The sequence below is a fragment of the Fundidesulfovibrio sp. genome (genome assembly GCF_058402725.1).
Map to the genome: position 1 here is coordinate 1 of NZ_JBZVFJ010000056.1, position 23,418 is coordinate 23,418.

Genomic DNA, 23,418 nt, shown 5'->3' on the forward strand with positions numbered 1-23,418 from the left:
CCTTGCGGTCGAAGATCGCGGCCGCGTCGGCCTGAGCCATCACGCCGCGCAGGCCCACGGTGCGGTAGACTTCGCTCCACACGGCGTCCAGCGCCGCCAGGGGCGTGGAGACCGCCCGGTAGAACGCGCGGCCCACCAGGGCGTAGAGGCGCTCGAAATCCGCCAGCCTGCCGGGAAGCGGCGCCCAGAACCTGCGGGTGAGCGCCAGGGCCAGTCCGCCGAAGGCCGTGAGCGACAGGGCCTGGAAGACGCTCCAGCCCGAGTAGGGATGGAAGTCCACGGGGTTGGGCAGGATGGCGTACACCGCGCCCGGGAACGCGCCGATGCCCAGGCACAGGAGCGCGGCGGCGGCCATGGCCAGCTTGCGGTTGGCCGCCACGGGGGCGGCGGGCTCGGGGGCCTGGCCCTGCCCGAAGAACACCAGCCAGGGCAGGCGGATGCCCACGGCCAGGATGGCCGCCAGCGCGCCCAGTTCCAGGGCCAGGCCCAGGGGCTGGGAGTACTCGAAGGCCGCCGTGATGGTCATGGACTTGGTGGTGAAGCCCGAAAAGAGCGGCAGGCCCGAGGTGCTGGCCGCCGCCGCCAGGTAGCAGACCAGCACGAAGGGCATCTTCGAGGCCAGCCCGCCCAGCCGGTCCATGCGCATGGTGCCGCAGGCCGTGAGCACCGCCCCGGCAGCCATGAACATGAGCCCCTTGTACACCACGTGGGCCACGGCGTGGGCGCAGGCCCCGTTGATGGCCATGGCGCTGCCCACGCCCACCCCCGCCACCATGAAGCCCACCTGGGCGATGGTCTGGTAGGCCAGGGAGCGGCGCACGTCGTTCTCCACCAGGGCGTAGAGCCCGGCGTAGAGGGTCATGGCCGCGCCCAGGGGGGCCAGGGCGTCCAGGCCCGCGAAGCCCCGGGCCAGCACGTAGACGGCGGTCTTGGTGGTGAAGGCGCAGAGGTACACCGCGCCCATGGCCGAGGCCTCGGGGTAGGCGTCGGAGAGCCAGGCGTGCAGGGGCACCACGGCGGCGTTCACCGCGAAGCCGCCCAGTATGAGCCAGTCGTAATACGCCAGCTCGCTTCCGGAGCCCAGGTGGCCGAAGGCGAAGCTCCCGGTGGCCTTGGCCCGCAGGATCAGCCCGAAGAGCAGGAGCACGCCGCCGAAAATGTGGAAGAGGAAGTAGCGGTAACCCGCCGCGATGGCCGCGTCGGTGCGCCGCAGCCAGATGAGCAGCGTGGAGCCCAGGGTGGTCACTTCCCAGAAGATGAAGAGCGTGATGAAGTCGCCCGCGAACACGCAGCCCAGCGCCCCGCCCACGTGGAGCGCCGCCGCCGCCGGTTCCGCCGGGGTCTTGGAGTCCATGGCGTACACCGCGCCCACCAGCGACTGCACCGCGAAGACCCAGGCGAACACCAGGCAGAGCTTGTCCACGCGCCCGAGCGAGAGGGCCGTGCCCATCCACTCGAAGCGTGAGAGTTCCAGGGAGTGGCCGTTCAGGGCCAGGGTCAGCGAGGCGGCCGTGAGCACCGCCAGCGCAGGCGGCACCAGCGTGAGCGCCCGCCAGCCCGGCACGCGCGACAGAAACGGCAGCACCATGGCCAACAGGATGAAGGCCCAGGCCGGATTGACGAAGAACACCTGATCAGCCGTCATGTCCGTCCTCCTCCCAGCGGGTCATGGGCCGCAGGGCCAGGCCTCCGGCAAGTGCGAGCGCCGTGCCGCCCAGGAGCCCGAACAGGGGCCAGAAGCCGTAGAGGGACTCGGCGGCGAAATGCGGGTGGTGCGGGTGCACGAAGAGCCCGGCCACCACCAGGACGCCCAGCACGGCCCCCAGGGCCGCCCAGCGGCGGGTGAGACGCGCGGTTCTGGAATCGCTGGCCATTCTAGTAGCCTCCGAAGACCTGCGCGAAGCGCAGGAAGGTGTCGGGGAACACGCCCAGGTAGAGCGAGATGAGGGCCGTGGCGGAGAGAGGGATCACCATGGTCAAGGGGGCCTCGCCGTGGTGGTGGTGCTCCGATCCCTCGGGCGCGGGCTTGAAGAAGGCCCGGTAGACGATGGGGGTGAAGTAGGCGGCGTTGAGCACCGTGGACGCGCCCAGGGCCAGGAGGATCACCAGCTTGTCGGCCTGGAGCGCCCCCCCGGCCAGGAGCCACTTGGTGGCGAAGCCGCAGGAGGGCGGCACGCCGATCATGGAGAGGCTGGCCACGGCAAAGGCTGCGAAGGTGAAGGGCATCTGGCGTCCCAGGCCGTCCATGAGGCTGATCTTCTTCAGGTGCGCGGCCACGTAGATGGCCCCTGCGGCGAAGAAGAGCGTGATCTTGGAGAAGGCGTGGTGCGCGATGTGCGCCAGGCCCCCCTGCACCGCCATGGGCGTGAGCAGCGCCACGCCCAGGATCACGTAGGAGAGCTGGCTCACGGTGGAATAGGCCAGCCGGGCCTTGAGGTCGTCCTTGGTGAGGGCGATCACCGAGGCGGCCACCAGGGTGAAGGCCGCCAGGTAGGCCGTTGCCATGCCCATGCCCAGGGCGTCCATGGCCTCCACGCCGAAGCCCGAGAGGATCACGCGGGCCAGGGAGAACACGCCCGCCTTGACCACCGCCACCGCGTGCAGCAGGGCCGAGACCGGCGTGGGGGCCACCATGGCCCCGGGCAGCCAGTTGTGCAGGGGCATGATGGCGGCCTTGGCCAGCCCGAAGAGGTAGAGGAAGTAGGTGACGCGCACGAGCGTGGGGTCGGCGTCGGCCGGGAAGATGCCGTGCACGGCGTCGGAGAGGTTGAAGTCGAGCGTTCCGGCCAGCACGTAGGTGAGCGTCATGGCGGGCAGCAGGAAGAGCTTGGAGGAGCCCATGAGGTAGACCATGTACTTGCGCGCGCCCGCGAAGCCCTCCTCGTCCTGGTGGTGGGCCACCAGGGGATAGGTGAAGACGGTGATCAACTCGTAGAAGAGGTAGAGCGTGAACACGTTGGCCGAGAAGGCCACGCCCAGGGCCCCGAAGATGGCCACCGCGAAGCAGAAGAAGTAGCGCGTCTGGGCGTGTTCGTTCAGCGAGCGCATGTAGCCGATGTTGTAGCTGGTGGCGAACATCCAGAGGAAGCAGGCCACCAGCGCGAAGATCAGCGCCAAGCCGTCGGCGCAGAAGCTCACCGTCACCCCCGGCAGGAGCGTGAAGAGCGTGAACTTGAGCACCTTTCCCGAGAGCACCGCCGGGGCGAGCCACAGCGTGGAGGCGAAGGCCAGGAAGCCGGCGACGAAGCTCGCGCCCTCGCGCCGGTTGGGGTTCGCGCCCAGCTTCCACACGGCCAGGGGGGCCAGGAACGTGATGGCCAGGGGCAGGAGCATCCTGGGGCTTTCGATGGTTTCCAGCATGGCTACCCCTTGAGTTCGGAGACGGCGTCCACGCCCGCGCTCCCGAAACGGCCCCGGACCACGTAGACGATGGCCAGCACCAGGGTTGATTCGGCGGCCGCGAGGCCCATCACGAAAAGCGTGGTGGACTGGGCCAGGGCGTCGGGCATGGGCGTCAACTGTCCCGCCGCCACCACCGCGAGGCCCGCGCCGTTGAGCATCAGTTCGACGCTGATGAGCATTCCCACCAGGCTCCGGCGCGCCAGGAGCCCGAAGATTCCCACGCCCAGGAGCCCGAAGGCCACCAGTTGATAGAGCGAAAGCGCGTTCACGCCCCCTTCCTCCTTTCGAAGGCCAGGAGCACCGCCCCGGCCATGGCCGCGAAGAGCACCACCGAGATCACCTCGAAGCCCAGCAGGTACTGCCCCAGGAAGGTCTCGCCCAGCTGCGCGGGGGAGACCTCGGCGGCAACGCCTACCAGGGCGGGGCCGTGCTTGAGGCAGGCCGCCGCCAGAAGCCCCGCCACCGCCAGGCCGATGGCCCCGGAGCGCAGGAGCCTGCCCCGGTCGCCCGGGCGGGCCTCCTCGGCCTCGGCCTGGGCGCGCGTGAGCATGATGGCGAAGAAGATGAGCACCACCACGGCCCCCACGTAGATGAGAATCTGCATGAGCGCCACGAACGGCGCGGCGATGAGCACGTAAAGCGCCGCCACCCCCATGAGGGAGATGGTCAGGCCCAGGAGCGCCCGCACCAGGCTCCCGGCCGTGACGGCCCACACCGCGCCCCCCAGCGTGATGAGCGCGTAGAGGGCGAACGACGCGTTGACGACGAATTCTTTCACGACTTGCCCCCTTCCCGTCCGGACTGTCTGCGCAGCCTGGCCATGAGGTCCAGCTCGAAGGTTTCCCGGGCGTCTCCGGCGAAGTAGACGTTGGAGGAGAAGCGGATGGACCCCGCCGGGCAGTTCTGCACGCACAGGCCGCAGAGGCTGCACGTGTGGTAGGTGAGGTGGTAGCCCAGGAGCTTGCGCGCCACCGGGGCCTGGCTGGGCGGCGCGGCCCGGAACTTGGGCGTGGGCATGAGCAGGTCGCTCATGGTGTGCGCCACGGAGGGCGGGGCCTCGGCCGGAGGCGGGTCCTCGGCCTCCACGCGGATGCAGCGCGAGGGGCACAACTCCATGCACAGGCCGCAGCCCACGCAGCGGGCCAGGGCCGGATCGCCGTCGGTCCCCACCAGTTCGATGTGCCCCCGGAAGGTTGCCAGGGCGTCGCGCGGCACTTCCTGGCGGGGATAGTGGACGGTCTCCTGGGGGCGCAGGAAGTTGGTTCCCGTGACCTTGAGGCCCACCACCATGCTCTTCAGGCCCGAGAGGGCCTCCGAGAACGCGGCTACCAGTCCCATCTTACGCGCCCCCCCACAGTTTGACGCAAAAGGCCGTGAGCACCAGGTTCACCAGGGCCAGGGGCATGAGCCAGCGCCAGTTGAGGTTGAGAAGCTGGTCGAAGCGCACGCGGGGATACGTCCAGCGCATGAAGATGATGAGCGTCACCAGGGCGTACATCTTGGCCAGGAACCACCACGGACCCGGCGCCCACGGCCCGGCCGCGCCGCCCAGGAAGAGCACCGTGGCCACGCAGCTCACCACGAGCATGTTGGCGTACTCGGCCAGGAAGATGATGCCGTTGCCCATGCCGGAGTATTCGGTGTGCACGCCCGCAGTAAGTTCGGACTCGGCCTCGGCCAGGTCGAAGGGGGCGCGGTTGGTCTCGGCCACGGCGCAGACGAAGTAGATGAAGAAGGCCAGGGGCTGCACGAAGACGTTCCACTGCCAGGGCCAGTTGCCCTGGTGGGCGGCCACCTCGCGCAGGTCCAGGCTGCCGGTGAGCATGGCCACCGCCAGCACCGAGAGGAGCAGCGGGATCTCGTAGGCCACGGCCTGGGCCACGGCGCGCGCCGCGCCCAGGAGCGACCACTTGTTGTTGGAGGCCCATCCGGCCAGGCACAGGGCCAGCACGTTGAAGCCCGCGAAGGAGAGGATGAGCACCAGCCCCAGGTCCGTGCCCAGGCCCCAGAGGTTCTCGCTGAAGGGCATGGCGATGAACATGAGCGGCACGGGCATGAAGGCCATGAGGGGGGCCGTCCAGAAGAGCAGCGCGTCGGCCCCCCTGGGGGTGGCCAGCTGTTTGCCCACCAGCTTGCCCGCGTCGGCCAGGGCCTGGAGCAGGCCGTGGGGCCCCACCTCGAAGGGGCCTGGGCGGCGCTGCACGTGGCCCGCCACCTTGCGCTCCACATAGAGCAGGGCCATGCCGTTGGCGGCCACGAAGCCCATGATGGCCACCAGGGCCAGCACCAGCCGGACGAATTCGGGTGCGAAGAAGTCGCTCATCGGTCGATCTCCGGAATGACGAGGTCCAGGCTGCCCAGGATGGCCACGGCGTCGGAGAGAAGCGTCCCCCTGGCCAGTTCGGGGAAGAGGCTCAGGTTGGAGAAGCTGGGGGAGCGCAGCTTCACGCGGTAGGGGATCTCGGAGCCGTCGCTGGCCAGATAAACGCCGATCTTGCCGCGTGCGCCCTCCACGGCGAAGTAGCTCTCGCCCGCGGGGGGCTTCCACTTGCCGCGCGGGGCGTCGGGGTGCAGGTGGTGGCCTTCGGGCAGGCCGTCCAGGGCCTGGCGGAGGATGGCCAGGGAGGCTTCGATCTCGTCCATGCGCACCAGGTAGCGGGCCATGGAGTCGCCCTCCTCGCGTGTGGGCACGGGGAAGTCGAAGTGGGGGTAGGCCCCGTAGGGTTCGGCGCGGCGCACGTCGTAGGCCACGCCGGAGCCGCGCAACACGGGGCCGGTGGCCCCGTAGCGCCGGGCCATCATCCTGTCGATGACGCCCACATCCTCCAGGCGTCCGCGCAGGATCACGTTGCCGCTGACCAGCTGGCGGTACATCTCCAGGCGCTCGGGCATGCGGTCCAGGAAGGCGTAGGCGCTGCGGACGAAGCCGGGCGTCACGTCCGCGCAGAAACCGCCGAAGCGGAAGGCGGCGTAGGTGAGGCGCGAACCGGTGACCTCCTGGAGCATGTCCATGACGATCTCGCGGTCCTCGAAGGCGTACATGATGGGCGTCACGGCCCCCAGGTCCAGGAGGTAGGCCCCCCACCAGAGCAGGTGGGAGTTGATGCGGTTCAATTCCGTGACGATCACGCGGATGTACTCGGCCCGCGCGGGGACCTCGATCCCCGCCAGGCGCTCCACGGCTCCGGCCCAGGCCCAGTTCCAGGCCAGGGCGTGGAGGTAGTCCACGCGGCCCATGTTGGGGAAGAACTGCACGTAGGCGCGGTTCTGGGCCATGGCCTCGTGCATGCGGTGGATGTAGCCCAGCACCGGCTCGGAGCGCACGATGTACTCGCCGTCCATCTCCAGGAGCACGCGCAGCACGCCGTGGGTGGAGGGGTGCTGGGGCCCCATGTTCAGGATGAGGGTGTCGTCTCTGGCCTCCAGGGCGAAGTGGCGGGCGTAGAAGTCGCCTTCCAGGCCCTGGCAGGGATCGGCGGCGGGGATGCGGGTCATGACCGGCCCTCCTCGTGGCCGTCTGGTTGTGCGGCCTGCTCTTCCTCTTCGGGGCCGCACACGGCCATGAGCTCCTCGGCCAGGGCGTGGCCCCTGGCGGAGCCGATCCACTCGCCGTGGGGCCAGAGCTGGTTGATGGACATGCGCGCCACCGGAGCCTTCACCAGGGGGGGCGGGTCCAGTCGCTCGGCCAGGAGCAGGGGCGTGTCGTTGGCCGCGCCCTCGAAACGGATGCCGAAGAAGTCGGCGGTTTCGCGCTCGTGCCAGGAGGCCCCGGGGTAGATGCCCTCTATGGAGGGGCAGACGGGCGCGTCATGGGGCAGCAGCACGCGCAGCACCACGCGTCCCGGGCGGGTCCAGTGGGCGAAGTGGTAGAGCACGGCCATGCCCTCGGCCACGTCGAGGCCGCAGACGTCCTCCAGGAACCAGTCCTGACAGAGCAGGCGTTCGGCCACGCGGCGCAGGTCGCCGGGCTCGATGACCAGGGCGGCCTCGCGACCGCTCTGGCCCGGCGGCAGGGACAGGCCGAGGCGTGCGGTGAGTTCAGGCATGGATCACTCCTCCACCAGGGCCGGTACGGGCCAGAAGCGTTTGCCGGTCAGCTTGGCCTGGAGCCGGAAGATGCCCTCCATGAGGGCCTCGGGCCGGGGGGGGCAGCCGGGCACGTAGATGTCCACGGGGATGAGGTTGTCCACGCCCTCCACCACGCCGTACTGCCCCGGGTACTTGAAGGGGCCGCCCGAGATGGCGCAGTTGCCCATGGCCAGCACGAACTTGGGGGCGGGCATCTGCTCGTAGAGAGTGACCAGGGCCGGGGCCATCTTGCGGGTGACCGTGCCCGCCACGATCATCAGGTCGCTCTGGCGGGGCGAGGGGCGAAACACCTCCGCCCCGAAGCGGGAGAGGTCGAAGCGGGGCATGGTCACGGCCATCATCTCGATGGCGCAGCAGGCCAGGCCGAAGGTCATGGGCCACAGGGACATGGCCCGGCAGAGGTCGAAGACCTGCCCCGGCAGCTTGAAGTCCAGCCTGGGAGGCAGGACCTCGTCGGAGCGCGGCGTTAGCGGATGCGCCTGGGCCATGAGAACACCCCTTTTTTCTGGAAATAGGCCATGGCGAGCCCCAGCACGGCCACGAAGGCCAGCACGGCGAAGAAGGGCTCCCAGCCCGGGCTCTGGGGATAGCGCGCCGCCACCGGGAAGAGGTAGAGCACGTCCACGTCGAAGGAGAGGAAGATGAGGGCGTAGAGGGCGTAGTTGATGCCGAACCGCGTCCAGGCCTGACCGCGCGGGATCATGCCGCACTCGTAGGGTTCGGCGAAGGCCCCGCCCCGGGTGCGCGGGGCCAGGAGCCACGACGCGCCCAGGGGACCGGCCGCGAAGGCGACGCCCGCCGCGAGACAGAGAAAGACCGCCACGTTGAGCCAGCTGAAGACCATTGTTCACCTGCCAGCCGAAATTGTGCGAAACCTTACCAAGCCGTAACCAGCGTATGTCGGAATCGGAGTTATTTGTCCAGAAAAAACAATATTGTGTGCGTTTTTTCCCAATATGGAACCCCTTCGGTTGAGTATGCGCGCCGCCCGAACTGCGTTTCAAATAGACCAAATCTATGGCTTCATTTAAACCGATCGACTTGATCACTCCTCTCGTCCACGGGGCATGACGACGCGCGCGGATGTCCGGAGACGCCCGGGCGCCGCCGGAGAGGGCCTGAGCCCGTCGGCGAGAGGTTTCGGGGCGGCTGATGCCGCGCGCAGGCCCGACAGGGCGCGAGGCCGGACATTCGCGGGCGGGACGGGAAACGAAAGCGGCGCAGCCCTTGCCGGGCGGAACGGCCAGGGCTCAGTGGACGCCCAGGGGAGCGGAGGCGGCCGCTTCCAGGGGCAGGCGGATCACGAAGCGGCAGCCCTGTCCCGGCTGGGAGAGCACATAGATGCTGCCGCGATGGGCAGAAACGATGAAGAAGGAGACCGAAAGCCCGAGCCCGGTGCCCTCCCCCGGCGGCTTGGTGCTGAAGAAAGGCTCGAAGGCCTTGCGCCGGACCTCCTCGCTCATGCCCGGCCCGTTGTCCTCCACTTCAAGCACGGCCATGCCGTCCTCGCGGCGCAGGCGCAGCACCAGGCGCGGCGGAGCGCCCGGCGCAGGACGCGACCCCATGGCCTGGGCCGCGTTGCGCAGGAGGTTCAGGAGCACCTGCTCGATCTCCATGGGCGAACACGGAACCTTGGGCATGCCCGGTTCGTATTCGCGCACGATTTCGATCCTCTTGAAGTCGTACTTCTTTTTCAGATCGTAGTCCGTGCCGGCCAGCTCAAGACTGTTCTCCAGCAGATCCTCCAGGCTGGAGAGGACGCCCGGCGACTGGGAGCGCCGGGAGAACCCCAGCATGTTTCCCACGATGCGCGCGGCCCGCTCGCCGGACTGCCGGATGGAATCCAGAAACTCCAGCACGCCCCGCAAGCGGAAATAGTCCTGCATGGCGGCGAGATCAACGCCCGCCTCCCGGGCCGCGGCCTTGTTGGCGGCCAACTCCGGGGAGAGCCTGCGCCGGATGTTCTGCACTCCTTGAAGGATGCCGCCCAGAGGGTTGTTGATCTCGTGGGCCATGCCCGCCGCAAGGCCGCCCACGCTCATCATCTTCTCGGTCTGGACCATCATCTCTTCCAGGCGCAGCTTGTGGGTCACGTCGTCCACGCGCAGCACGGCGCCCTGCTCGCCGTCGGTGAGCAGGGGGTAGACCATCACGTCGTAAAAGCGCGGTTGGCCGCCTTCGTCCGGGCGCACGGTCTCCACCAGGAGCCTGCGCTCTTCCTGGGCGTTTTCCAGGGCAGGGCGAGCCTCGCGGTCCAGCCAGTCGCAGACCCGGGAGAGCGGGCTGCCCAGTGCCTTGGGGGCATCTTGTCCGCAGAGCTCCCCCGCTCCCTTGTTCCAGTGGGTCACCATGCCCCTGGCGTCCAGGCCGATGATGGCCGAGGGCATGGACTCCAGGATGTTGTTGAAGAGGTTGCGCGTCTCGCGCAGCGTGCGCTCGATGGCCTTGTAGTCCGTGACGTCGCGGATGGATTCGATGGCCCCCACAACCTCGCCCCGGCTGTCGTAAAGAGGCGCGGCCACGCCCCAGAGGGCTGTGGACACGCCGCGCACGGGGGCCGTGGTCTCGGCCACCACGCGGTCGCCCACCGTGCGCACGAAGTCGTATTCGCGCTTCACCTGCTCGTCGGGGAGGAACACCAGGTCGATGAGCATGGGGCGTCGTTTGCCGTAGATGGGCAGGGAATACTCGTGGTCGCCCTTGCCGAGCATGTCGGCGGCCTTGACCCCGCTCATCTCCTCCATGGCCCTGTTCCAGGCGATCACCCGCCCCTGCCGGTCGATGACGAAGGTGGCGTCGGGGGCGAAGTTGAAGATTTCGGAAGCGCGCTGTTCCGACTCGCGCAGGGCCTCCTCGGCCTGCTTGCGTGTGGTGATGTCGCGGAAGATGCCCTCCACGCCCAGCACCGCGCCCGAATCGTCCCGGTAGAAGGCGCTGCTGGTGGAGACCACCACGGGAGACCCGTCCTTGCGGACCAGGGTGACCTCGTAGTCGCGCAGTTCGCCTGTTCTCGACAGGGTGGCTAGGAAGTTGTCGCGCTCCTCGGGGTGCGCGTAGAAGCTCGCGGCGCTGCGGCCCAGCATTTCGTCCACCGAAGCGTAGCCCAGGAGACTGGCCCCGGAGGGGCTGAACATCACGAGCGATCCGTTCTTGTCGGTGCGGTAGTAGACGTCGGAGATGTTGTCGAGCACGGAGCGGTAGCGGGCCTCGCTTTCGCGCAGGTCCTCCTCGTCCTGGCGGCGCTGGGTGATGTCGCGCCCGGAGACGATGGCCACGTCGCGCCCGTCCAGGGCGGCCCGGCGGATGGAGACCTCCAGCCAGAAGAGCCTGCCGTCCCTGGTCCTGGCCCGCCAGGGGGTCACCACGGTCTCGCCGGCGGCGGCCCGGCGCAGAAGCGCTGCGGCTTCGGCCCGGGTGTAGGGGGCCTCGCCGGAACTGAGCGCTTCAACGCTCAGGGAAAGCATCTCCTCGCGGGTGTAGCCGTAGGTGTCCAGGGCGCGGCGGTTCACGTCGAGGATGGCGCCGTCGGAGCCGTCGTGGATGAAGAGCACGTCGCTCACGGAATCGAAAATGGTGCGGAAGCGTTCCCGGCTGTTCTCGAGTTCGGCCAGGTGGACCTTCACGCGCTCGTCTCCGCGCCGGATCACCACGAAGAGCAGCGCCGCCGAGAGGGAGACGAAGAACCACCCCTTGAGCGTCTGCGCCCAGTGCAGGCCCTCGGGCGACCCGAAAAAGAGCGCACTGACGGCCGCGTCGGAAAACACGATCCAGAGCACGCTCAGGATCAGATACATCAAGGCGACTTTCGCGGCCCGCGACTGGATCATCCGGAGACCTTCCACGTTTCCCTACCTGTAGCGCGTCGCGGGCTCGAAGACAACACGCGCAGTGCTCCTCAGGCAACGAACCCGTCCGGCACGACAGCGCCCGGCCGACGCGCGTACGGGGAGGCCCGTGCGGAACGTTGCGGCGGCCGGGTAGCGAACGCCCAGCCGACGCGCTGAAGGGGAGACCGGGGCGCTTCCTGGCGCCACGCCCCCAGGGTGTCCGGCCTCCCCGCGCGGGGAGGCCGGACACCCGTGCGTCAAATCCTGTAGGGCACCTTCTCGGCGGCCTGGATGGCCTCGATGACGCTGTCGTAGAGGTGGTCCGGCCCGATGAGGTCGTCGGTGCCGAAGCGGTGCATGGTGGTCAGGAAGTGGGGCCGCGCGCCCACCATGAAGAGTTCGATCTTGCGGTGTCGGCATTTGCGGATGAAGCCCTCCAGGGCGTTGACGCCCGTGGAGTCGATGGTGGGGGTGTGGGTCACGTCCAGGATGAACACTCGGGGCTTGCCCTTCACAACGTCCAGGATGTCCTGGAAGCGGTCGGCGATGCCGAAGAAGAAAGGCCCGTCGATCTCGTAGACCTGGATGGAGTCGTCCCCGGCCACGTTGCCGCTGGGCAGCGGGCAGGATTCGTAGTCCCCCGGGGCGTCGGCGCGTCCCGCGAGGCGCATGGGGGCCTCGGCGGTTTCCTCCTTGCCGTTGCCGGGAAGCTTCCAGGTGCTGATCTCGGTGAGCTCGCTCATGCGGCGCATGAAGAGCAGCGAGGCCAGCAGCACCCCCACGTACACGGCCACGGTGAGGTCCACCAGCACGGTGAGCGAGAACGTGGCCAGGAGCACCGACACGTCGGAACGCGGGGCCTTGAGGAGCCGTGCGAAGCGGCGGTATTCACTCATGTCGAAGGCCACCACCAGGAGCACGGCGGCCAGGCTGGCCAGGGGAATGGCCGAGGCCAGGGGCGCGGCGAAGAGCACGAAGAGCACCAGCGTGAGGGCGTGCACGCAGCCCGCCACGGGCGAGACCGCGCCGCTTTTGATGCTGGTCACCGTGCGGGCGATGGCCCCCGTGGCCGGGATGCCCCCGAAGAGCACGGAGGCGATGTTGGCCGTGCCCTGAGCCATGAGTTCGGCCGAGGAGTCGTGGCGGTCGCCGGTCATGCCGTCGGCCACCACGCAGCACAGGAGCGACTCGATGCCCGCCAGCAGGGCGATGGTCATGGCGTCGGGCATGAGCCCCTTCACGGAGGACCAGTCCAGGTTGGGCGGCGTGAAGGCGGGCAGCGCGGCGGGGATGCCCCCGAAGCGGGTGCCGATGGTCTCCACGGGCAGGAAGAAGGCGGCGGCGGTCACAGCGCCCACGGCAACGCCGAACACCGGGGCCGGGATGATCGGGAAGAAGCGCCGGGCCAGCAGGATGGCCCCCAGGGAGACCAGCCCGATGGCCGAGGTGGCGGGGTCCACCTTGTCCAGGGAGGAGGCCAGCAGGGCCAGCTTGGGCAGGAACTCCGAGGGAACGTGCTCGAGCTTCATGCCGAAGAATTCCGTGAGCTGGCTGAAGAAGATGAGCACCGCGATGCCGCTTGTGAAGCCGGTGGTCACGGGATAGGGGATGAACTTGATGAGCTTGCCCAGGCGGGCCGCGCCCATGAGCAGGAGCATGGCCCCGGCCAGGAGGGTGGTCATCACCAGGCCGTCGTAGCCGTGGCGGTCCACCACGCCCGCGATGATCACCACGAACGCGCCGGTGGGGCCGCCTACCGCGAAGCGCGATCCGCCCAGGAAGGAGATCAGAAAGCCCGCCACGATGGCCGTGAAGATGCCCCTCTCGGGGGGCACGTGGGAGGCGATGGCGAAGGCCATGGCCAGGGGAAGCGCCACCACGCCCACGGTGAGCCCGGCCAGCGCGTCCTTGGTCAGATCCCTGAGGCCGAGGCCCCGCCGCAACACCCGGAACAGCTTGGGCACGGGCCAGCCTTTGGCCTCGCGCCCCGCGAAAGATGCCTCTTCCAAAGCCCTCTCCCCTTTTGCCAGATAAAAAATACTGCAAATCTGAGCAGTTACAAATTGAAAAGCTTGCGAAATGCGTTTGCGACGCTACGCCCTTTCCCAGGGGATTCAAGCAAAAAATGTTGCACCCCCGCAGAAGGCGCGCACGCAACGCAAGGCCGGGCGGCCCCGGGGCCGCCTGGCGACGGCCGCGCCTGCCTCCCAACGCGAAAGGCCCCCGGCGCGCGTGCGCGCCGGGGGCCTCGAAAAACCGGACAAGCGGGCGATCAGGCGTTGTCGGCCTGGGCCTTGAGGGCTTCGGTCTGGTAGTGGCTGATGAGGGCGTCCATCATTTCGTCGATGTCGCCGTCCATGAGCCGGTCGAGGCTGTAGAGCGTCAGGTTGATGCGGTGGTCGCTCATGCGCCCCTGGGGGAAGTTGTAGGTGCGGATGCGCTCGGAGCGGTCGCCCGATCCCACCTGCTGGCGGCGGGTGGCCTCCACCTCCTGGCGCTGCTTCTCCTGCTCCTGCTGGAGCAGGCGCGAGCGCAGCACCTTGAGGGCCTTGGCCCGGTTCTTGTGCTGGCTCTTCTCGTCCTGGCAGATCACCACCAGCCCCGAGGGGATGTGCGTGACGCGCACGGCCGAGTCGGTGGTGTTCACGGACTGCCCGCCCGGGCCGCTGGAGCGGTACACGTCGATGCGCAGGTCGTTGGGGTCCAACTGCACGTCCACCTCGTCGGCCTCGGGGAGCACGGCCACTGTGGCGGCCGAGGTGTGGATGCGCCCCTGGGACTCGGTGGCGGGCACGCGCTGCACGCGGTGCGTGCCGGACTCGTACTTGAGGCGGCTGTACACCTTCTCGCCCGCGATGCTCAGGATGATTTCCTTGTAGCCGCCGGTGTCGGAGGGCGATTCGCTCATCACCTCCATCTTCCAGCGCTTGCGTTCGGCGTAGCGCACGTACATGCGGAAGAGGTCGGCCGCGAAGAGGGCCGCCTCCTCGCCTCCGGTGCCCGCGCGGATTTCCAGGAGGATGTTCTTGTCGTCCAGGGGGTCCTTGGGCAGCAGCAGGAGCTTCAGCTCGTCCTCCAGGCGGGGCATCTCCTCCTGGATGGCGGAGACTTCGGCCTTGGCCAGGTCGCGCATGTCGGGGTCGGCGTCCTCCAGGAGGAGCTTGTTCTCCTCCAGGTCGTCCCGGAGCTTCTTGAAGCGGCGGTACACGGCCACCACCTCGCCCAGGTCCGCGTGGGCCTTGGTGAGCTTGCGGTAGCGCTCCTGGTCGGAGAGGGCGTCGGGGGAGGAGAGGTCCTTCTCCAGGGTCAGGAACTTCGATTCGATGCTTTCGAGCTTGGCGAACATGATGGCGTCCGTTTACCGCTGGCCCAGCGCGCCCTTGAGGGCGGCGATGGCCACCTCGATCTGGGCGTCGTCGGGTTCGTGGGTGGTGAGCATCTGCATGGCCATGCCGGGACAGGAGAGGGCCTTGCAGAGGATGCTCTTGTGGAATTTCCCGGAGAATTTGATGATCTCGTAGGAGATGGCGCTGATGGGGATCATGAGCACGAACTTGACCCCGATGATCCAGACCTGCTTGAGCACGGCGTTCTGGGGCGACCAGAGCTGGATCAAAAGCGGCACCAGGAACGTGAAAAGCACGATGGACACGGCCAGCACGAAGAGCAGGAACGTGGTGCCGCAGCGCGGGTGCAGGCGCGAGAAATCGCGCACGGCCTGGGGCGAAAGCTCCACCGCGTTCTCGTGCGCCCAGATCACCTTGTGCTCGGCCCCGTGGTACTGGAACACGCGGCGGATCTCCGGGATGAAGGAGATGGCCAGGATGTAGCCCACGAACATGAGCAGCTTGAACAGGCCGTCCCACATGTGGAACGAGAGCGCCTCGGCGTCGCCCGAGAGCCCGAGCCAGTTCATGCCCAGCGAGAAGAGGTGCGGAGCCACCACGAAGAGCAGCAGGGCGAAGCCGATGGCCCCGGCCATGGTCAGGGCCATGGCCCAGGGCGATATCTCGCCCTCCTCCTCGTCCAGGGACTGCTGGGCCGAGAAGTTGAGCGCCTTGATGCCGTTGACCAGCGTCTCCAGCAGCACCGGGAAGCCGCGCAGGAAGGGCTTGCGCAGGCACTTGGGCGTCAGGCTGAACCAGGGGCGCGTTTCCACGAAAATCTCGCCCGAGGGTTTGCGCACGGCGATGGCCAGGCAGTCCTTGGAGCGGATCATCACCCCTTCCATGACGGCCTGCCCGCCCACGGTGTCGTTGGGGCCGGATGCCAGGAGGGACACGGACTTCAGGATGCGGCGGATCATGGCAGCCCTGGCGGCGCGGCGGTCGCGCCGCCCAAGTGAAAGATTCGTCGGGGCGTGGAGCCCGTGGCGAACAACGCCAGGAGCCCGGCCGTCGGCTATTCCGGCGGCCCGGGGATGGATCGGCCCTGCAGGCGGCTGCGGGCCGCGCCCGGGGCCGCGTCCGCGCCGCCCGGCGGCAGGCCGCCACCCGGCGCGGACGCGGCCACGCGAGGCGCGCCAAGCCTTGCGGGCTAGGCCTTCTTGTCCTCGAACTTGGCGTACTTCTTCCGGAAGCGGTCGATGCGCCCGGCGGTGTCCACGAAGCGCTGCTTGCCGGTGTAGAAGGGGTGGCAGTTGGAACAGATTTCCACGCTCACGGTCTCGCCCTTGGTGGAGATCGCCTCGGACTGGTAGCCGCAGTTGCAGACGATCTTGGACTTGAAAGTCTTGGGATGGATGCCGCTCTTCATAAAATGCTCCTTGCTCAAATCGAAGACGGGCTCTATACACTCCCGCCAGCCGGGTGGCAAGCGAAATCCCGCGCTTTCGCGCGCCGCCCCGCCGTGCTACACGCTGCGGCACGAACGGACCCGGATCCCCCGCGCGCCCGCATCCGGCCGCGCTCCCCCAGCCCGTCGCGCAAACAACCCATCGAGGACCTATTTATGTCTCTCACCGAAAAAAACGCCGTCGTCTCGCGCCTGCTCGCCTCCCACGGCGAGGAGATCGCCGCCCACGAACACCTCACTCCCCAGGACATGGCCAGGGGCCTGGACGCGGGCCGCATGGTCCTGCTGGCCAACCCCGCCCATAAGAATGTGTCGCCCACGCTCATCGGTCAACCCGCCCGGGTGAAGGTGAACGCCAACATCGGCACCTCGCCCATGATCAACGACGTGGCCATGGAGCTCAAGAAGCTGCGCCTCGTCGAGCAGGCCGGGGCGCACACCGTCATGGACCTCTCCACCGCCGGAGACCTCGACCAGGTGCGCCTGCGCATCCTGGAAGCCTCGCCCCTGCCCCTGGGCACCGTGCCCCTCTACTCCGTGGCCCAGCCCTACGTGGCCAAAGGCCAGGACCCCAGCGACTTCACCGCCGAGGAACTCTTCGAGGAGATCGAGAAGGAAGCCGAACAGGGCGTGGACTTCATGACCCTGCACTGCGGCGTCACCGCGCGCGCGGCGGCCATGGCCTCCGACGGGCGGCGCATCCTGGGCATCGTCTCGCGCGGCGGGGCGCTCCTGGCGCGCTGGATGAAGCGGCGCAACGCCGAAAACCCGCTCCTGGAGCACTATGGCCGTCTGCTCACGATCTGCCGCAAGCACAACGTGACCATCAGCCTGGGCGACGGCCTGCGCCCCGGCGCGGGCGCGGACGCCGGAGACGCCGCCCAGTGGGAGGAGGTCTCCGTGCTGGGCGACCTGGCCCGCCAGGCCCTGGACTACGGCGTGCAGACCATGATCGAAGGCCCCGGCCACGTGCCCCTGCATCTGGTCCAGGCCCAGATCCAGGGCATCAAGCGCCTCACCAACAACGCCCCCCTCTACGTTCTCGGCCCCCTGACCACCGACGCCGCCGCAGGCTACGACCACATCGCCGGGGCCATCGGCGGCGCCCAGGCCGCCTACCACGGGGCCGACTTCCTGTGCTACCTCACCCCGGCCGAGCACGTCACCCTGCCCGGCCCCGAGGACGTGTGGGACGGCGTGAAGGCCAGCCTCATCGCGGCCCAGTCCGCCGAAACCGCCCTGGGACGCCCCTGGGCCGTGGAGCGCGACCTGGCCATCTCCCGCGCCCGCGCCGCCCTGGACTGGGAGGCCATGGCCGACAACGCCCTGGACCCCCACACCCTGCGCAAGCGCCGCAAGGACTTCCACAAGGAAAAGGAGTGCGCCATGTGCGGCGCGTTCTGCGCCATCCGCATGCTGGAAGGCGCTGAGCACGGCGTCTGCGACAAGGGCTGATCCGCCGCCGCCCGCGAAATACCGGCCCGGTGCGACGCAACGTCGCGCCGGGCCGTTCCTTTTGCCGCCGGGACATGCTAGGGAAAGCCATCTTCCCGACACAGGAGGCCCCATGCGCAAGATCGTGTTCGTCCGCCACGGCCAGAGCCAATGGAACCTGGAGAACCGCTTCACCGGCTGGACCGACGTGCCCCTCTCGCCCCTGGGCATCCAGGAGGCTCTGGCCGGGGCCAAGGCCCTGGCGGACGCGGGGCTCGATTTCGACCTCTGCCACACCTCGCTGCTCAAGCGCGCCGTGAAGACCCTGGACATCATCCTGGAGGCCATGGACCGCCTGTGGCTTCCCGTCGCCAAGGACTGGCGGCTCAACGAACGCCACTACGGCGCGCTCCAGGGCCTGAACAAGGCCGAAACGGCCGCCAAATACGGCGACGAACAGGTGTTCGAGTGGCGCAGGAGCTACGACGTGCGCCCACCCGCCCTCGACGCCGAAGACCCGCGCCACCCCCGCTTCGACCGGCGCTACGCCGCCCTCGCCCCGGACGAACTCCCCGCCGTGGAATGCCTCAAGGACACCGTGGCCCGCGTGCTGCCCTGCTGGCACGAGCAACTGGCCCCGGCCGTGCGCTCCGGCAGCCGCGTGCTGGTGGCGGCCCACGGCAACTCCCTGCGCGCCCTGGTGAAATACCTCGACGGCATCAGCGACGAGGACATCGCCCAGCTGAACATCCCCACGGGCGTGCCCCTGGTCTACGAACTCGACGACAACCTGAAGCCCCTCACGCGCTACTACCTGGGCGACCCCGAAGAGATCGCCCGGCAGGTGCAGGCCGTGGCCGACCAGGGCAAGGCGCGGGCCTGAGTCCGCGCCCGAACAGCCAGGAGAAGACGTGCGAACTTCGCGCGCCGGGCGGGACAGACCTGCTCACGCAGACGGAGCGCTCGGAAGGCCGATGCCCCCGCGACGGAGCTCCTGCTTTCGGACCCTGGAGAGGGCCCCCGGCCCCTGCCGTGGCGGAGAATCATTCCTTCTTGGAGCCGGGAAGCAAAAGACGCGCTGGACGCTCGCCGCCGCTGCTGATAACGTGTCGGAGTCCGGGTTTCCCAGGCATTCCCTCCCCTCCTGCGGCGCGGCTCCCGGTTGCGGAGCGCGGCGGCGGCGCCTGGGTTTACGGGTCGTTGTTGTCGCCCGCACGTTCTCCACTTTCAAAAGGGTTGTTTGTCGACCATGAAGAAGCTTCGGATCGCCGTCGCCCTCGGCACGCGCCCGGAGGTGGTGAAGCTGGCCCCGGTGGTCAAGGTCCTGCGCTCGCAGCCCGAGGCCTTCGAAGTGTCCGTGCTTTCCACCGGACAGCACCGTCAGATGCTCGATCAGGCCCTGGCCCCCTTCGGGCTGGAGGTGCAGACCGACCTGCGCCTCATGCGCGAGAACCAGACCCTGCCGGACCTCACGGCCCTGGCGCTCACGGCCGTCACGGGCGCGCTGGCCTCGTTGCGGCCGGACATGCTCCTTGTGCAGGGCGACACCACCACGGTGCTGGCGGCCTCCCTGGCGGCCTTCTACGCCCGCGTGCCCGTGGGCCACGTGGAGGCGGGGCTGCGCAGCCACGACATGGCCAACCCCTTCCCCGAGGAGGCCAACCGCAGGCTCACCAGCGTGCTGGCGGAGCTGCACTTCGCCCCCACGCCCGGGGCCGGGGACGAACTCCTGCACGAGGGCGTCGCGGCCGACCGGGTGGTGGTCACGGGCAACACGGTGGTGGACGCCCTGCTGGAGCTTTCCGCCAGGCCCTTCAACCCGGCCGGGACGCCCCTGGAGGGCCTGCCCCTGGAGGGCAAACGCGTGGCGCTGGTCACGTCGCACCGCAGGGAGTCCTTCGACGGCGGCATCGAGCGCATCTGCCTGGCCCTGGCCGAACTGGCCCGCGCCTTCCCCGATCTGGCCGTGGTCTACCCCCTGCACCTCAACCCCAACGTGCGACGCGCCGCACGGAGCATCCTGGAGGGCTGCCCCGGGGTGCACCTCACGGAGCCCCTGGACTACCCCTGCATCGTGCACCTGATGCGACGCGCCGAGCTCATCCTCACGGACTCCGGGGGCATCCAGGAGGAGGCCCCGACCTTCGACACACCGGTGCTCGTGCTGCGCACGGTCACGGAGCGCCCCGAGGCCAGCCTGCGCGGCCAGGCCGTGCTGGTGGGTACGGACAAGGACCTCATCGTGGCCACGGCCACGCGCCTGCTCACCGACCCCGCCGCCCGCGCGGCCATGACCGGCAAGGGCAACCCGTACGGCGACGGCCGCGCCGCCGGGCGCATCGCCAGGGCCATCCTGGGCTGGGCCGGGGGGCAGACGCCCCCGCTGGCGCCGGAGCTTCAGTTCGTCCCGTAGCGAGTCCGCCATGTCGATGTTCGATCTCTCCATCCCCTACGTCCTGCTCGGGCTCAAGCTGCTGCTCATCCTGCTTTCGCTGGTGTTCTTCGTCAGCGGCATCGACGAGCTCTTCTTCGATTTAGTGTATCTGGTGCGCCGCACCTACAGGAAGCTTTTCATCCTGCCCAGGTACGAGCCCCTCACGGACGAGAAGCTCCTGGCCGTGCCGGAAAAGCTCATCGCGGTGATGATCCCCTGCTGGGACGAATCCGCCGTGATCCGCAAGATGCTTGCCAACACCATCCGCAGCGTCAACTACTCCAACTATTACATCTTCGTGGGGACCTACCCCAACGATCAGGCCACCCAGCGCGAGGTGGAACTCGCCCGGGAAAGCTTCGACAACGTCCAGCGCATCGTCTGCCCCAAGGACGGCCCCACCAACAAGGCCGACTGCCTCAACTGGGTCTACGAGGGCATCAAGCTCTTCGAGAAGGACCACGGCCTCACCTTCGAGATCTTCGTGATGAACGACTCGGAGGACATCGTGCACCCGCTCTATCTCAAGCTCTTCAACTACCTCATCCCGGCCAAGGACATGGTGCAGCTGCCCGTGTTCCCCCTGCCCGGCGTCTGGTGGAACCTCACGCGCGGGCACTACCTGGACGAGTTCGCCGAGAACCACTCCAAGGACATGACCGTGCGCGAGGTCCTGAGCCGCAGCGTGCCCTCGGCGGGCGTGGGCAGCGCCTACAGCCGCCGCGCCCTGGACGCCCTGGCCGCCGAGACGAACCACCAGCTCTTCAACATCAACTCCCTCACCGAAGACTACGATTTCGGCATGCGCCTGGGCAAACACGGCTTCAAGCAGATCTTCGTTCGCCACGCCATCCGCCGCACCGTGAAAAAACGCGGGCTCTTCGGCGGCGTGCGCGAGGTAACAACCCGCGAATACGTGGTGATCCGGGAGCTTTTCCCCGGCACGCTCCGAACGGCCATCCGGCAGAAATCGCGCTGGGTCATCGGCATCGCGCTCCAGGGCTGGGCCTCCATCGGCTGGCAGGGGGGGTTCTGGTCCTGCTACATGCTCGCGCGCGACCGCAAGTCGCTCCTCACCAACCAGGTGAACATGCTGGGCAACATGCTGGTGCCCATCATCGGCGGCTTCTGGCTCTGGAAGACGCTCAATCCCGACGGGTACCGCTATCCGCCGCTGGTGGAGGAAAACACGCCCCTCTGGACGCTTCTGATCATCAACATGTTCTTCCTGGCCTGGCGCATGCTCTGGCGCGCCGTGTACACTTCTCGCATCTACGGCCCCCTGCAGGGCCTGCTCTCCGTGCCCCGGCTCTTCTGGGGCAACCTCATCAATTTTTTCGCCACCCTGCGCGCCATCCGCATGTACGTGCGCTACCTCATCACCGGCAAGATCATCGCCTGGGACAAGACCGCCCACGTCTACCCCAGCGAGGACGAACTGCGCGCCTACCGCCGGCGCCTGGGCGATCTGCTCCTGGACAAGCGCTACGTCACCGTGCAGCAGCTCGACGAGGCCCTGGAACTGCAAAAATCCACCGGGCAGTCCCTGGGCGAGGTGCTCCTGGCCAAGGGGCTCATCGGGGAAGACGATCTGGTGCAGACCCTCGGCGTCCAGTTCCGCCTGAACACCGTACGGATCGACCCCTATGCCGTTCCCGAGGACGTGCTGGAACTCATCCCCAGGGAGGTCGCCCTGGCCAACGACATCTTCCCCCTGGGCCTGGAACCTGCGGGGGCTCTGCGCGTCGCGGTGCTAACTCCCCTGGCCGCACCGGAGCTGCGCCGCCTGGAAGAGGCCCTGGGACGCCCCCTGGAGATGGTGCTCGCCTCCAAGAGCGACATGGCCTTCGCCCTGCGGCGCGGCTATGAGAGGCACGCCATACCGGAGGCCGCACCGGCCACGCCGCTGGGCGAGCGTCTGGTCAAAGGCTGCGTGATCACCCCGGATCAGCTCGACGACGCCCTGCGGACACAGCGGCGCGGCTACGCCCGCCTGGGCGACATCCTCGTTCTGGAAGGTTCCCTCCCCGCCGGCAAACTCAGCAAGGCCGTGGCGGAGTTCTACAAAGGGGCGGGCGCTCAGCGCCGCTTCGGGGACTTCCTGGTGGAGAAAGGCTACGTCACGCAAGCCCAGCTGGACGCGGGCCTGCGGGTCCAGGCCAAGAAAACCCGCTTCCTGGGCGACATTCTCTCCGACATGGGCGTTCCCGCCGGGGACATCGACGCGGCCCTCAACGACAAGGTGGCGCCCCGGTGCTGAACAAGTCCCGTTCCTCCTCCGGCCTCCTCCGCCGGGGTTTGACGGTCCTGGCGGCCCTCTTCGCGCTGGCCTCCTGCCCGGAGTGGCGTGGCATGGCGCAGGCGCAGGCCGTGCCGGACTCCGTGACCCTGGAGGGCAACTGGTTCCAGCGCGAGCTCACGCGTCTCAAATCCTTCCCGCACCTGGACAAGGCCTACCGCCTGCTCGCCCAGGGCAACCGGAGCGAGGCCGTCAGGGAATTCCAGACCTATCTTGCCCTGGTTCCCGGGGACACCAAGGTGCAGGAACTGCTGGCGGGCCTGTTGGCCGAGGAAGGCCGAGCCGAAGAAGCCCTGCGCCAGGCCGAGGCCGTGCTTGCCGAGCGGCCCGGCCTGCCGCGCATGCGCCTGATCAGGGCCAACCTGCTGGCCCGCCTGGGCCGCGACGACGATGCCGCCAAAGACTACGAACAGGTTCTCGCGGAAGGCGGCCAGGACCGCGAACTCGTGCTCCAGGCCTCGGCGGGCTTGGCCGGAATCCGCCTGCGTCAGGGCCGCCCCGCCGAGGCCCTGGCCCTGCTGGAGGGCCTGGACAAGCCCGTACCCGTCACCTCGCCCGCGGCAACGCTCCTGCGCGCCCAGGCCCTGGTGGCGCTGGGCCGCTCGGCCGAGGCCCTGGCCCTGCTGGCCAAATCCCTGGAGGCTGCCTCCACGCCCCAGAGCAAGGCCGAAGTCCTGGACCTCTGGGCCAAGGCCCTCGAAGACCAGGGGGACCTGGAGGGCGCGCGCGAGCGCCTGCTGGAAAGCTTGCGCACGGCCCCCGGCAGGGCCGCCGCCCTGCGCGCCCTGGCCGAGAACGCCATCCGGCGCAAGGCCCCGGAGGAGGCCGTGGAGTACGCCCGGCAGGCCGAGGCGGCCGAGGCTTCCCCGGCCGCGCGGGAGCTAGCGGCCAACGCCCTGCTCCTGGCGGGACGCCCGCGCGAGGCCGCCCAACTGCTCGAGAGCATGGCCGCCGAAGCCGCCAGCCGGGAAGAGCGAGACCGCCTGACCCTGCGCGCCGCCAACGCCCTCGCCCTGGCGGGCGACGACGCGGCCGCCGCCGAGGCCTACGCGCGCGCCGCCCAGGATGGCCGCGACGCCGGAGCCCTGGAAGGGCTGGCCGCGGCCTTCGAGCGCCTGGGCCGCTTCCAGGAAGCCGCC

Annotated in this window: 21 protein-coding genes; 5 read left to right on the forward strand and 16 right to left on the reverse strand. The window is 68.7% G+C overall.

The window, feature by feature from the left end; all coding sequences use genetic code 11:
• From ACV4UX_RS09070 to rpmE, 16 genes are all read right to left on the reverse strand, one after another.
• A partial coding sequence (locus ACV4UX_RS09070; protein ID WP_491592987.1) for a Na(+)/H(+) antiporter subunit D occupies window positions 1-1,645 on the reverse strand: 1,645 nt, incomplete at its 3' end.
• Window positions 1,635-1,874 (reverse strand): hypothetical protein, encoded by a 240-nt coding sequence (locus tag ACV4UX_RS09075; RefSeq protein ID WP_491592988.1) that lies wholly within the window; start codon window positions 1,872-1,874, stop codon window positions 1,635-1,637. The genes ACV4UX_RS09075 and ACV4UX_RS09070, both read right to left, overlap by 11 nt.
• Window position 1,875: 1 nt before the next feature.
• On the reverse strand, window positions 1,876-3,360 hold the full coding sequence (locus tag ACV4UX_RS09080) for a monovalent cation/H+ antiporter subunit D family protein (protein WP_491592989.1): 1,485 nt from the start codon (window positions 3,358-3,360) through the stop codon (window positions 1,876-1,878).
• Window positions 3,361-3,362: 2 nt separating this feature from the next.
• Complete coding sequence (nuoK, locus tag ACV4UX_RS09085) at window positions 3,363-3,671, reverse strand: NADH-quinone oxidoreductase subunit NuoK (protein ID WP_491592990.1); 309 nt, start codon at window positions 3,669-3,671, stop codon at window positions 3,363-3,365.
• On the reverse strand, window positions 3,668-4,180 hold the full coding sequence (locus ACV4UX_RS09090) for an NADH-quinone oxidoreductase subunit J family protein (RefSeq protein WP_491592991.1): 513 nt from the start codon (window positions 4,178-4,180) through the stop codon (window positions 3,668-3,670). The genes nuoK and ACV4UX_RS09090 overlap by 4 nt, the downstream gene beginning before the upstream one ends.
• Window positions 4,177-4,740, reverse strand: a complete 564-nt coding sequence (locus tag ACV4UX_RS09095) for a 4Fe-4S binding protein (protein WP_491592992.1) — start codon at window positions 4,738-4,740, stop codon at window positions 4,177-4,179. The genes ACV4UX_RS09090 and ACV4UX_RS09095 overlap by 4 nt, the downstream gene beginning before the upstream one ends.
• A gap of 1 nt (window position 4,741) precedes the next feature.
• Window positions 4,742-5,725, reverse strand: a complete 984-nt coding sequence (nuoH, locus tag ACV4UX_RS09100) for an NADH-quinone oxidoreductase subunit NuoH (RefSeq protein ID WP_491592993.1) — start codon at window positions 5,723-5,725, stop codon at window positions 4,742-4,744.
• On the reverse strand, window positions 5,722-6,897 hold the full coding sequence (locus ACV4UX_RS09105) for an NADH-quinone oxidoreductase subunit D (protein WP_491592994.1): 1,176 nt from the start codon (window positions 6,895-6,897) through the stop codon (window positions 5,722-5,724). Before ACV4UX_RS09105 ends, nuoH begins: the two co-directional genes overlap by 4 nt.
• Window positions 6,894-7,448, reverse strand: coding sequence for an NADH-quinone oxidoreductase subunit C (locus tag ACV4UX_RS09110; protein ID WP_491592995.1), 555 nt, complete (start codon window positions 7,446-7,448; stop codon window positions 6,894-6,896). The genes ACV4UX_RS09105 and ACV4UX_RS09110 overlap by 4 nt, the downstream gene beginning before the upstream one ends.
• A gap of 3 nt (window positions 7,449-7,451) precedes the next feature.
• On the reverse strand, window positions 7,452-7,979 hold the full coding sequence (locus ACV4UX_RS09115; protein ID WP_491592996.1) for an NADH-quinone oxidoreductase subunit B: 528 nt from the start codon (window positions 7,977-7,979) through the stop codon (window positions 7,452-7,454).
• Window positions 7,958-8,335: an NADH-quinone oxidoreductase subunit A gene (locus tag ACV4UX_RS09120; RefSeq protein WP_491592997.1), complete on the reverse strand. Its 378-nt coding sequence runs from the start codon at window positions 8,333-8,335 to the stop codon at window positions 7,958-7,960. The genes ACV4UX_RS09115 and ACV4UX_RS09120 overlap by 22 nt, the downstream gene beginning before the upstream one ends.
• A gap of 406 nt (window positions 8,336-8,741) precedes the next feature.
• The gene (locus ACV4UX_RS09125; protein WP_491592998.1) at window positions 8,742-11,285 is read right to left on the reverse strand and encodes a PAS domain S-box protein; all 2,544 of its coding nucleotides are present in this window, start codon (window positions 11,283-11,285) and stop codon (window positions 8,742-8,744) included.
• A gap of 290 nt (window positions 11,286-11,575) precedes the next feature.
• Window positions 11,576-13,327, reverse strand: coding sequence for a SulP family inorganic anion transporter (locus tag ACV4UX_RS09130; protein ID WP_491592999.1), 1,752 nt, complete (start codon window positions 13,325-13,327; stop codon window positions 11,576-11,578).
• 263 nt (window positions 13,328-13,590) lie between these two features.
• On the reverse strand, window positions 13,591-14,664 hold the full coding sequence (prfA, locus tag ACV4UX_RS09135; RefSeq protein ID WP_491593000.1) for a peptide chain release factor 1: 1,074 nt from the start codon (window positions 14,662-14,664) through the stop codon (window positions 13,591-13,593).
• A gap of 12 nt (window positions 14,665-14,676) precedes the next feature.
• Entirely contained in the window at window positions 14,677-15,624 is a 948-nt protein-coding gene (locus tag ACV4UX_RS09140; RefSeq protein ID WP_491593001.1) for a DUF1385 domain-containing protein, read from the reverse strand.
• 230 nt (window positions 15,625-15,854) lie between these two features.
• Window positions 15,855-16,073: a 50S ribosomal protein L31 gene (gene rpmE / locus ACV4UX_RS09145; protein WP_173080767.1), complete on the reverse strand. Its 219-nt coding sequence runs from the start codon at window positions 16,071-16,073 to the stop codon at window positions 15,855-15,857.
• 195 nt (window positions 16,074-16,268) lie between these two features.
• Between rpmE and thiC the strand changes: the two genes are divergently transcribed.
• The 5 genes from thiC to ACV4UX_RS09170 form a co-directional block, all read left to right on the forward strand.
• On the forward strand, window positions 16,269-17,567 hold the full coding sequence (gene thiC / locus ACV4UX_RS09150; RefSeq protein ID WP_491593002.1) for a phosphomethylpyrimidine synthase ThiC: 1,299 nt from the start codon (window positions 16,269-16,271) through the stop codon (window positions 17,565-17,567).
• A gap of 112 nt (window positions 17,568-17,679) precedes the next feature.
• A complete protein-coding gene (gene gpmA, locus ACV4UX_RS09155) occupies window positions 17,680-18,429 on the forward strand; it encodes a 2,3-diphosphoglycerate-dependent phosphoglycerate mutase (RefSeq protein ID WP_491593003.1) in 750 nt (249 codons plus the stop codon).
• A 366-nt stretch (window positions 18,430-18,795) separates the two neighbouring features.
• Window positions 18,796-19,959, forward strand: coding sequence for a non-hydrolyzing UDP-N-acetylglucosamine 2-epimerase (wecB, locus tag ACV4UX_RS09160; protein ID WP_491593004.1), 1,164 nt, complete (start codon window positions 18,796-18,798; stop codon window positions 19,957-19,959).
• A gap of 10 nt (window positions 19,960-19,969) precedes the next feature.
• Window positions 19,970-22,240, forward strand: coding sequence for a glycosyl transferase family protein (locus ACV4UX_RS09165; RefSeq protein WP_491593005.1), 2,271 nt, complete (start codon window positions 19,970-19,972; stop codon window positions 22,238-22,240).
• Between the two features lie 92 nt (window positions 22,241-22,332).
• Window positions 22,333-23,418 (forward strand): tetratricopeptide repeat protein (locus ACV4UX_RS09170; protein ID WP_491593006.1); only part of this gene is annotated, 1,086 nt, incomplete at its 3' end.

Coding starts and splice junctions, on each gene's coding strand:
- ACV4UX_RS09120 (WP_491592997.1), bottom strand. CDS start 8,335: ATGGTCTTCAGCTGGCTCAACGTGGCGGTCTTTCTCTGTCTCGCGGCG.
- gpmA (WP_491593003.1), top strand. CDS start 17,680: ATGCGCAAGATCGTGTTCGTCCGCCACGGCCAGAGCCAATGGAACCTG.
- ACV4UX_RS09125 (WP_491592998.1), bottom strand. CDS start 11,285: ATGTATCTGATCCTGAGCGTGCTCTGGATCGTGTTTTCCGACGCGGCC.
- ACV4UX_RS09165 (WP_491593005.1), top strand. CDS start 19,970: ATGTCGATGTTCGATCTCTCCATCCCCTACGTCCTGCTCGGGCTCAAG.
- ACV4UX_RS09110 (WP_491592995.1), bottom strand. CDS start 7,448: ATGCCTGAACTCACCGCACGCCTCGGCCTGTCCCTGCCGCCGGGCCAG.
- ACV4UX_RS09140 (WP_491593001.1), bottom strand. CDS start 15,624: ATGATCCGCCGCATCCTGAAGTCCGTGTCCCTCCTGGCATCCGGCCCC.
- ACV4UX_RS09075 (WP_491592988.1), bottom strand. CDS start 1,874: ATGGCCAGCGATTCCAGAACCGCGCGTCTCACCCGCCGCTGGGCGGCC.
- rpmE (WP_173080767.1), bottom strand. CDS start 16,073: ATGAAGAGCGGCATCCATCCCAAGACTTTCAAGTCCAAGATCGTCTGC.
- ACV4UX_RS09080 (WP_491592989.1), bottom strand. CDS start 3,360: ATGCTGGAAACCATCGAAAGCCCCAGGATGCTCCTGCCCCTGGCCATC.
- thiC (WP_491593002.1), top strand. CDS start 16,269: ATGTCTCTCACCGAAAAAAACGCCGTCGTCTCGCGCCTGCTCGCCTCC.
- ACV4UX_RS09105 (WP_491592994.1), bottom strand. CDS start 6,897: ATGACCCGCATCCCCGCCGCCGATCCCTGCCAGGGCCTGGAAGGCGAC.
- prfA (WP_491593000.1), bottom strand. CDS start 14,664: ATGTTCGCCAAGCTCGAAAGCATCGAATCGAAGTTCCTGACCCTGGAG.
- wecB (WP_491593004.1), top strand. CDS start 18,796: ATGAAGAAGCTTCGGATCGCCGTCGCCCTCGGCACGCGCCCGGAGGTG.
- nuoH (WP_491592993.1), bottom strand. CDS start 5,725: ATGAGCGACTTCTTCGCACCCGAATTCGTCCGGCTGGTGCTGGCCCTG.
- ACV4UX_RS09115 (WP_491592996.1), bottom strand. CDS start 7,979: ATGGCCCAGGCGCATCCGCTAACGCCGCGCTCCGACGAGGTCCTGCCT.
- ACV4UX_RS09095 (WP_491592992.1), bottom strand. CDS start 4,740: ATGGGACTGGTAGCCGCGTTCTCGGAGGCCCTCTCGGGCCTGAAGAGC.